The following is an 8,528-nucleotide window of genomic DNA, read 5'->3' on the forward strand; positions in this document are numbered from 1 at the left end:
GGCCTCGCCTCGTCGGCGCACCTTGGGCGTCCTGCGGCACCCACCGGGCCACCGCTCGTCCTCCGCGAGCCGTAATTTCAGAATTCAGACCGGGCGTTCAACGTCCCCGAGGAACGGCCCTTGCCTGCACTTTTCTCGGCAGCCGAAGCGCCGAACTTCCGCTGCAATCCCTATTCAGGGTTCGCCCCGGAAATAAGACAGGTTTGCTGTCCTAACTCCGAACATGCCAAATTTCTTTCTATCATACAAGCGCGCGAAAGTCGCCGCTTAGCATGTATGTCGGTGCCGACCGCTTCCCAGCCGCCTCCAATTCGAAGCAAACGCGCCACCATCCTGCCCAAGGGTGGCCGAATTCGGAACTGATCTTCGGCTCGCACAACAACAAGGAAACAGCTTCGGCGCTGGCTTGAGCGGAACTTGAAGGAGCATCGGGCGATGAAACTGTTGATGGGATGGACCATCCTGGCTGGGCTGGCGGTTGTCCCGCCGCTTGCCTTTGCGCAAGTACCTGTTTCGCCCCATTCCGGCGGGCCGCCCTACACAGCCGTATCCGACTTCGACGGCCCGTATGCGACGATGCCTGAGCCAGAATTGGTGCCGCGCTACGGACCGATCTTGCTGCCGCCGCGGGAGGTCTACACGGTGGTCCGGGAGAGTGGGTTTTCGCCGCTGGGCTCTCCGCAGCAGCGCGGCCTCATTTACATGATCGCCGTAATGGATCGCGATGGCCAGGATGGTCGGCTGGTCATTGACGCACGCACCGGGCGGATCATCCGCTTCATGCCGGCATACCGTATGGGCGACCGTTTCAACGACGCCCCGGCCTATGGACCGGTCGGCCCACCACCCAGTTCGGTCAGAAGCGGTCCACGCCCGCCGGCCTCGAGCCCCCACGTTTCTAGCCGGAGGGATTTGGTGCGGCTACCCAAAGCGTCACCTTCGCAAACGGGCCAGGCAAATGGGGGGCCGGCGAAGCCGGCCACAGAGCCCGCGCAGCGCTCGGCGGCGATCGATGCCAAACCGGGTGAGGCGCAAACTGTCGTGCAAGCCGTCCCTCCACCGGCTGCGGAGCCAAAGCGCGCCGCGCCGCAAATTCTTCCGACCCAGGAAATGCCGAAGGTGCAGGGGCTCGATTGACCTACGCGCGTTCGCGCCGATACGACCGGCAACAAAACGCCCCGGATTTCCGGGGCGTTCGCATTCACAACTGACGTAAGAGTTGTCAGGCAGCAGCCTTCTCGGCCGAACCCTCGACGACCTGTGCCGGGGCGCTGGTGGAGATCGGGATGCTGCGGGGCTTCTTGGCTTCGGGGATCTCGCGGACGAGATCGACGTGCAGTAGCCCGTTCTCGAGCGAGGCGTTTTTCACCACGACGAAATCGGCCAGTTGGAAAACCCGTTCGAAGGCCCGCGCGGCGATACCGCGATAGAGCACCTCGGAACCCTCCTTGCCGTTTTCATTCGCAGTTTTTTCCCCCTTGATCGTCAGCGTATTTTCCTTCGCGACGATCGAGAGTTCGCCCTGCGAGAAGCCGGAAACCGCAACTGTAATGCGGTAGCTGTTCTCGCCGGTGCGCTCGATATTGTAGGGCGGATAACCGGGGCTGCCATCAGCCGTCGAGCGGTCGAGCAGCGAAAAGAGTCGGTCGAAGCCGACGGTCGAGCGGTAAAAGGGAGTAAGATCGTAAGTACGCATTTAGTCCTCCATTGAGCGACTGTTGAGTAACCCGCCCGCCATCGGGCCGGGCTTTTGTTTCTGTGCAGCCTTGCGTTTCGGTCTCCCGGAACGCTGGTAGCGGCCTGCACGAAAATGATATGGGAGAGACTCGACAGGGTTCAAGAGGACGGGAGCGGGTTCGCTTTGGCCCGTTCGGCCCTTGATTTCCAGCACTTTTCACCTATCCGGCATCCTCATGACGCTCGTCTCGATTCCCGCCAATCCGGTCCCCGAGAACGTCGTCACTGGCACCATCAAGACACCGGACGGAGCCGAATTGCGGTTCGCGCGCTGGGCTCCGCCGTCGGGCCGCAAGGGCACCATTTGCGTTTTCACGGGCCGCACCGAGCAGATCGAAAAATATTTCGAAACCGTCCGCGATCTGCGCGATCGCGGCTTCGCGGTGGCCATGGTCGACTGGCGCGGGCAGGGTCATTCGTCGCGCCGCCTGCGCGATCCGCGCAAGGGCTATGTCCGGGAATTCTCGGACTACGAAGTCGACGTCGAAACCTTTGTGCAGCAGGTGGTGCTGCCAGACTGCCCGCCACCGCATTTCGCGCTCGCGCACTCGATGGGCGGCGCGGTGATGCTGCGGGTGGCGCATGCGGGAAAACGCTGGTTCGATCGCATGGTGTTGTCCGCGCCGATGATCGATCTTCCCGGGCGCCTCACCTCGTTTCCAGCGCGCGCCCTGCTGCGTGTTCTGCGCCTGACGGGGCAGGGCGGCCGCTACATACCGGGCGGCACCGACGCACTCACCGGCACTCAGCCGTTTGTCAACAACCCATTGACCAGCGATCCCGTGCGCTACGCGCGTAACGCCGCCATCCTGGAGGAAGATCCGACGCTGGGCCTCGCCTCCCCGACAGTGGCGTGGGCCGATACCGCGACCAGGGCAATGCACGGCTTTCGCGCATCAGATTATCCCTCCCAGATCCGGCAGCCGATCCTGATGCTCGCCGCGAGCAACGACAGCGTGGTTTCCACTCCGGCAATCGAGGAGTTCGCGTATCACCTGCGTGCCGGCTCGCATCTGGTCATCGCCGGCGCGAAGCACGAAATTTTGCAGGAGCAGGACCGTTACCGCGCCCAGTTCTGGGCCGCCTTCGATGCCTTCGTGCCAGGCACGCCGCTGTTCAAGTGAGCCCGACAATCAATGCCGTATGACATCGTAGGTCGCGCTCGCCGCAAGATAGATCCCGAGAAGAATCATCGCGATCAGAAACCAGCGGCGAAACGCCTCCGGCTGCATGCGCGAGCGCACCGCCTGGCCAATGAACATGCCCGCGAACGACGCGGCCATCGCTACGGCCCCGGGTAGCGCGGTCGATGCGCTCAATAATCCTGCCGCGGTAAGATTGAAGGCGAGCGCCAGCGTGGCAACCGTGAAGAACACGCCCAGCGCCTGCACCAACTCGTCCTTTTCCATGCCGATTGCCTGCATGAACGGCATCGACGGAAGAACCTGCACGCCCGTTGCGGCGGAAACCACGCCGGTGATCAGGCCGACCAGGACTCCGAGCCATTTCTCGTCCCGGCGCGCGACCTTGAAGCTCAATTTGCTCAAGCCGACGATCGCGTAGATCACCAGCAGCAGCCCGAGGACGATGGTGCCGTAGCGTGCGTAGGGACCGGTCAGCATGCCCGCATTCAGCCAGATCCCAACCACCGTGCCGGCCATAAGCGGCCAAAGCCTGCGGACGATGTCGCGCAGATAAGGACCCACGAAGGTCTGCCAGATGTTGGTGATGATCGCGGGAACGATGACGATCGCGAGGGCGTGGGATGGCGGCATCGTGACCGCGAGTAACCCCATGGATACGGTCGGGAGCCCAAGGCCGATCACGCCTTTGACGAAGCCAGCCAGCAGGAATGCCGCCGCGATCAGAATCAACAGAGGTTCAAACATCAACGGCACATTGCCCGATCAATGCGATGCGAACAATCCGCCGGCAATGCAGAGTACGCCCTCAGCCATGACGAGGCGGGCTAGCTCGCAGTATCCGCTGGTGGAAGGCGTCAAACGCGAATAGTCCGCTGCTAGCTTCGTGCCGAGCAGGCGCATTGCACAGTCTCGTCACGGAGCAACAAAAGAACCAGGATGGACTCATTAGCGCGCAGCCATTGCCTGATTGATGCAGGAAAGCAGGGATGAAATCGCAGCCGGGACCGGCTGGCTCGCGAATGACCCAAAGGGTCAAAAGCAGACTGAAATCCAGCAGCGCTAGTGCTACCCTTTCGGAGGCGCCAAGGGCGCCACGTCGATCAGGCCCTGCTGGCTGGCCGAGGCGATCCGATGAAACGACGCGAATTCATGGCCCTGGTCGGTGCCGCGGCAACCGCGAGGCCGCTCGGGGCGCGTGCGCAGCAGTCGGCTGGCAAGGTGCCGCGGATCGGATTTCTTGGCGCGGCCACGGCCGCAGGTTCGGCAAATGCAATAGACGCGCTCCGGGCGGGCCTTCGTGACTTCGGCTACGTTGAGGGCCGGAACATTGTTATCGAGTTTCGTTGGGCGGAGGAAAGGTACGACAGGCTCCCACAATTGGTAAGAGAGCTTATTTCCGCGCAACTCGATCTCCTCATCACCCATGGAACGCCGGGTACGCGCGCGGCGAAGCAGGCGACTTCTACCATTCCTATCGTGATGGCCATCAGCGGCGACGCAGTTGCGACTGGTCTCGTGTCAAACCTCGCAAGGCCTGAAGCCAATGTCACGGGCTCAACATTTTTTCTTCCAGAACTCAATGCGAAACGTCTCGAAGTGCTCAAGGAGGCGTGCCCGAGCATCTCGCATCCGACCGCACTTTCGAATCCGGACAATCCTGTCAGCAGGCCAATCATTCCGACAATGCAGTCTGCTGCTGCAGCTTTGAGTCTCACCCTTGGCGTTGCGCGGGCACAAGGTCCCGGCGAGTTCGGCCGCGCGTTTGAGGCTATGGCCGGGAGCCACGTCGATTCGGTGGTGGTTACAGAGGATGGAGAGTTTGCCCCCAACTTTCGCGCCATCGCGGCCCTTGCGCTGCAAAATAGATTGCCATCGATTGGGGCCAAGGAATATGGGGAGGCAGGCGGGCTAATAGGGTACGGCGCGAACATTCTTGCTCTGTATCGACGCGCGGCCTATTTCGTAGACCGCATTCTCAAAGGTGCCAAGCCGGCCGACCTTCCAGTCGAGCAGCCCACAAGGTTCGAACTCATCGTCAACCTCGGAACTGCCAAGGGGCTAGGTCTCGAATTTCCGAAAACGCTGCTCGCCCGCGCCGACCAGGTGATCGATTAGGAGGGTGTCTGCAGCGCTGAATGAGTCAGCAAGTGGCCCCATCGCGCCATTCGCTGCCACGGCAAACGCCTCGCTCTTAAAGCAAAGCGGACATGACCGGTATGCCTCTAGCTGTTCAATAGCTTTATCGCGGCTTCATGCACGCGCGGATCGCCCGCTGCAATAATTCGGCCCCCGTCTTGCGCGGGCTTTCCGTCCCAGGTCGTAACGATACCACCGGCGCCGGTAATGATCGGGATTAGGGCGGCGATATCGTAGGACTTCAGTTCAGTTTCGACTACGAGATCGAGATGGCCGGCGGCGAGCATGCAGTATGAGTAGCAATCGCCGCCATAACGCGACAACTGGACGGAGTCCTCGATCCGGCCGAAGGCCGCGCGGTCCGCCGCGTTCATCAATTTCGGACTGGTGGTGAACGAGGTGGCTTCTTTCAACGACGCGCAGCGCCGCACCGCCAATTTTCGTTCGCCTGATGGTCCATGATATTGTGCCGAACCGTTGTCGCCATAGAAGCGCTCACCGACATAGGGCTGGTGCATCATGCCGAACACCGGGGTGCCCTTATGCAGCAGCGCGATCAGCGTGCCCCATATCGGGAAGCCCGCGATAAAGGATTTGGTGCCATCGATCGGATCCAGCACCCAGACATATTCGGCATCTTCCCGCTCGCTGCCGAATTCTTCGCCGACGATGCCGTGCTGAGGAAAATTCGATTTGATCAGCCGCCGCATCACTGCTTCGGCGGCCCGGTCGGCTTCAGTCACCGGATCGAAATCGTGGCTGTTGCTCTTGTTGTCGATCGATAGCGACGTCCTGAAAAATGGCAGAATGGTTTCGCCGGACGAGGTCGCAAGGCGGCCAATGAAGGCTGTAAAATCGATGACCGTCACGGCGTTTCCTGGGTGGCGCGGGCGCTAGGCATATGTGTTCTGCCTAGCCCAATCCGGCTGAGAGCGCACTGGGAAGGGAGGCGAATTCCCGCCCGCGTCGTCAATTCTTCAATCAGGAGAATCGATTCTCGCAATCGTATATTTGCGATGAACGTTTGGGATCACGAGTTGGAGAGAGCCAACACGCTCGGCCACAACTAGCTGTGTCTTGCAACCCAGAATACACTTAAGCGATTGACATAACAATAGAAAATGATGGTGTGGCTTTTTTGCGCCGGTGCCGAATTTCCTGACCTTTTGCACCGAAAATGATTCAAAAGGACTTGCACTTTGTGCAGCGCGGCCGCATATTGTTGCGGTGCGGTAGCGCCTCGCGCTATCGCTGCCCTCCTTGGGCGTTTCCTCCCTAGACTTGGGCCGCTTGTTCATTCAAGCGGCCCTTTTTTCTTTGGCACTTTTTCGGGGCATTGGCGCGAGCCGAACCCGCGGCCTTATCACCTGGACCCGGAAAACTACTCCGCCGCCGCCTGGAACGGACCGAGATCGCCCAGCGGTACGGCCGCAAGGGCCTCGGCAAGTGCCGCGAAGTGGCTTGCGACCTGCGTGAAGCGCTGGCCACGTTCGCGCCGCCGTTCGTCCATATACACTGCCCGGTTTACTTCGAGTTGAATCGTATGCAGCCCGGATGCGGGGTTGCCGTAATGCTCGGTTATGAATCCGCCGGCATAAGGCTTGTTGCGTCCGACCGAATATCCCAGCCTGCGCATGGTTTGCTCGACCATGTCCGGCAGCAAGGCCGCGCAACTGGTGCCGTAGCGATCGCCGATCACGACATCGGGCCGTCGCGGCTCGTCGCGTGAGACGCCGATCGACGGCATTGAATGGCAATCGACCACCACGACGGTGCCGAATGTCTGGTGGGCCTTGTTGATCAGCCGCCGCAGCGCGCGGTGGTAGGGCTTATACAGCGCCTCGATCCGCGCTAAGCCGTCATCGACGGAGAGGCGCTCGCGATAAATCTCCTGTCCGTCTCCGACTACGCGTGGGATGGTGCCGAGCCCGCCGGCCACCCGCATCGACCTGGTGTTGGCAAAGCTCGGCAGCCTGCCGGAGAACATGCGCGGATCAAGCTCATACGGCTCGCGATTTACGTCGACATAGGAGCGCGGGAAATTGACCGTGACCGTCGGAAAGCCGAGTGCGCTGAGGCCGCCGATCAATTCGTCCATGAACGAATCTTCGGAACGGCGCAGCCCCGCAATATCGATCCGCGACGCCCTGAGGAAATCGTGCGGATAGACTGAGCCGGAATGCGGGGAGTTGAAGATGATCGGTGCCCGCCAGGTGGCCGGCTCCGCAATCTCGAAGGGAGGCGACAGTTCGCCACCAGGTTGCTTCATTGTCGGCGCCGTCCCTCGATTTGCTGCTCCGCACCGGCATTTCGGCCACAAAGGCGGAGCTTTCGTGAGCAGGCATTCTCTGTAATCACGCCCGTTCTGCAAGCGAAAAAAGGTGTCGCCCGGCTAAACTGTTTCTGAAACGCGAAGCGCCCGTGTTGATTGCTTTATGTGCCAACCGGATCAAAATAAGGCTCGGACTCCAGCGGTGCGAACGGAACCCTTCACCCGAAATTTACCCTCTATCCCGCTTAGTGGGCGCGTTGATCCTCACAACCGGATTCGATAACCAACCGCTATGCACAAGATCCTCCTCGCCGAAGATGACAACGACATGCGCCGGTTCCTGGTGAAGGCGCTGGAAAATGCCGGTTTTCAGGTCTCGCCACATGACAACGGCTTGTCGGCGTACCAACGGCTGCGCGAGGAGCCGTTCGAGATGCTGCTCACGGATATCGTCATGCCCGAGATGGACGGTATCGAGCTGGCGCGCCGGGCTTCGGAACTCGATCCGGACATCAAGATCATGTTCATCACCGGATTTGCCGCCGTGGCGTTGAACTCCGATTCCGAAGCGCCCAAGAATGCAAAAGTGCTGTCGAAGCCGGTTCACCTTCGCGAATTGGTCAGCGAAGTGAATAAGATGCTGGCGGCCTGATTCAGCGCCTCGCCAGCCGGGCTTGCCAGCATCCTTGCCTGCCCGCTGCGGAGCCGATATACGGACGCCACCCGTCAAATAAGTCTCAGGGCGCGTAGCTCAGCGGGAGAGCACCTCGTTGACATCGAGGGGGTCACAGGTTCGATCCCTGTCGCGCCCACCATTTGGATCAATGATTTAGCTTTTCCATCTTTCGCTTGCGGCAATGATAACGGCAATGATTAGTTCAGGCGGCGGTTCGCCTATTCCTTTTCGAGAACGCATCGCCGACGCTGCTTTGGTGATCCGGGTGATGGTGCCCGTATGTCGATTCCAGCGTCTTCATCGTCATACCTAAGTAGCCCGCCGATTCGAATTTGTCGGCACGGCGCTGCATCAGCCACGTAGCCGCTGTATGCCGGAACGTGTGGCGTACAATCTTGCTAGTCGTGTCGGGAAATACGGCGTTCACTAGTCTCGCAAAAGCCTTCTTTGGATCAGCGGCACGGCCTTGATACTCGCAAATGTAGCGTGCGCCCAATTTGCGCCAGCGGCGCAGATGAGCCAGAAGTCGTGCAGGGATTCGCTGCACAGGCGCGCGCTTGTT

Annotated in this window: 8 protein-coding genes, 1 tRNA gene and 1 pseudogene; 5 read left to right on the plus strand and 5 right to left on the minus strand. The window is 60.6% G+C overall.

Features of this window, described 5'->3' with window-relative positions; genetic code table 11:
• Positions 1 to 435: 435 nt before the first annotated feature.
• Positions 436 to 1,137 carry a hypothetical protein gene (locus VJV58_RS05740; protein WP_324136371.1) on the plus strand — a complete coding sequence of 234 codons (702 nt, stop codon included), beginning with the start codon at positions 436 to 438 and terminating at the stop codon, positions 1,135 to 1,137.
• 85 nt (positions 1,138 to 1,222) lie between these two features.
• On the opposite strand, the gene VJV58_RS05745 is transcribed toward VJV58_RS05740, so the two are convergent.
• Positions 1,223 to 1,696 (minus strand): Hsp20 family protein, encoded by a 474-nt coding sequence (locus VJV58_RS05745; protein ID WP_324136372.1) that lies wholly within the window; start codon positions 1,694 to 1,696, stop codon positions 1,223 to 1,225.
• Positions 1,697 to 1,913: 217 nt separating this feature from the next.
• On the opposite strand from VJV58_RS05745, the gene VJV58_RS05750 reads away from it, so the two are divergent.
• Positions 1,914 to 2,861: an alpha/beta hydrolase gene (locus tag VJV58_RS05750; protein ID WP_324136373.1), complete on the plus strand. Its 948-nt coding sequence runs from the start codon at positions 1,914 to 1,916 to the stop codon at positions 2,859 to 2,861.
• 9 nt (positions 2,862 to 2,870) lie between these two features.
• Here VJV58_RS05750 and VJV58_RS05755 read toward each other — a convergent pair whose 3' ends face one another.
• Entirely contained in the window at positions 2,871 to 3,626 is a 756-nt protein-coding gene (locus VJV58_RS05755; protein WP_324136374.1) for a sulfite exporter TauE/SafE family protein, read from the minus strand.
• 387 nt (positions 3,627 to 4,013) lie between these two features.
• Here VJV58_RS05755 and VJV58_RS05760 point away from each other — a divergent pair, with 387 nt between their 5' ends.
• Entirely contained in the window at positions 4,014 to 4,997 is a 984-nt protein-coding gene (locus VJV58_RS05760; protein ID WP_324136375.1) for an ABC transporter substrate-binding protein, read from the plus strand.
• A 107-nt stretch (positions 4,998 to 5,104) separates the two neighbouring features.
• On the opposite strand, the gene hisN is transcribed toward VJV58_RS05760, so the two are convergent.
• Entirely contained in the window at positions 5,105 to 5,887 is a 783-nt protein-coding gene (gene hisN, locus VJV58_RS05765; protein WP_324136376.1) for a histidinol-phosphatase, read from the minus strand.
• A 512-nt stretch (positions 5,888 to 6,399) separates the two neighbouring features.
• Positions 6,400 to 7,287 carry an N-formylglutamate amidohydrolase gene (locus VJV58_RS05770; RefSeq protein ID WP_324136377.1) on the minus strand — a complete coding sequence of 296 codons (888 nt, stop codon included), beginning with the start codon at positions 7,285 to 7,287 and terminating at the stop codon, positions 6,400 to 6,402.
• Positions 7,288 to 7,582: 295 nt separating this feature from the next.
• Between VJV58_RS05770 and cpdR the strand changes: the two genes are divergently transcribed.
• Together cpdR and VJV58_RS05780 are read left to right on the plus strand one after the other, a co-directional pair.
• Complete coding sequence (gene cpdR / locus VJV58_RS05775) at positions 7,583 to 7,942, plus strand: cell cycle two-component system response regulator CpdR (protein ID WP_079542506.1); 360 nt, start codon at positions 7,583 to 7,585, stop codon at positions 7,940 to 7,942.
• An 88-nt stretch (positions 7,943 to 8,030) separates the two neighbouring features.
• Positions 8,031 to 8,105: transfer RNA gene (locus VJV58_RS05780), tRNA-Val, on the plus strand.
• 63 nt (positions 8,106 to 8,168) lie between these two features.
• Here the strand turns inward: VJV58_RS05780 and VJV58_RS05785 are convergent.
• Positions 8,169 to 8,528, minus strand: a pseudogene (locus tag VJV58_RS05785) (integrase); the annotation flags it as partial.

Origin of the sequence: Bradyrhizobium sp. (assembly GCF_035273305.1) — a bacterium.
Lineage (GTDB): Bacteria > Pseudomonadota > Alphaproteobacteria > Rhizobiales > Xanthobacteraceae > Bradyrhizobium.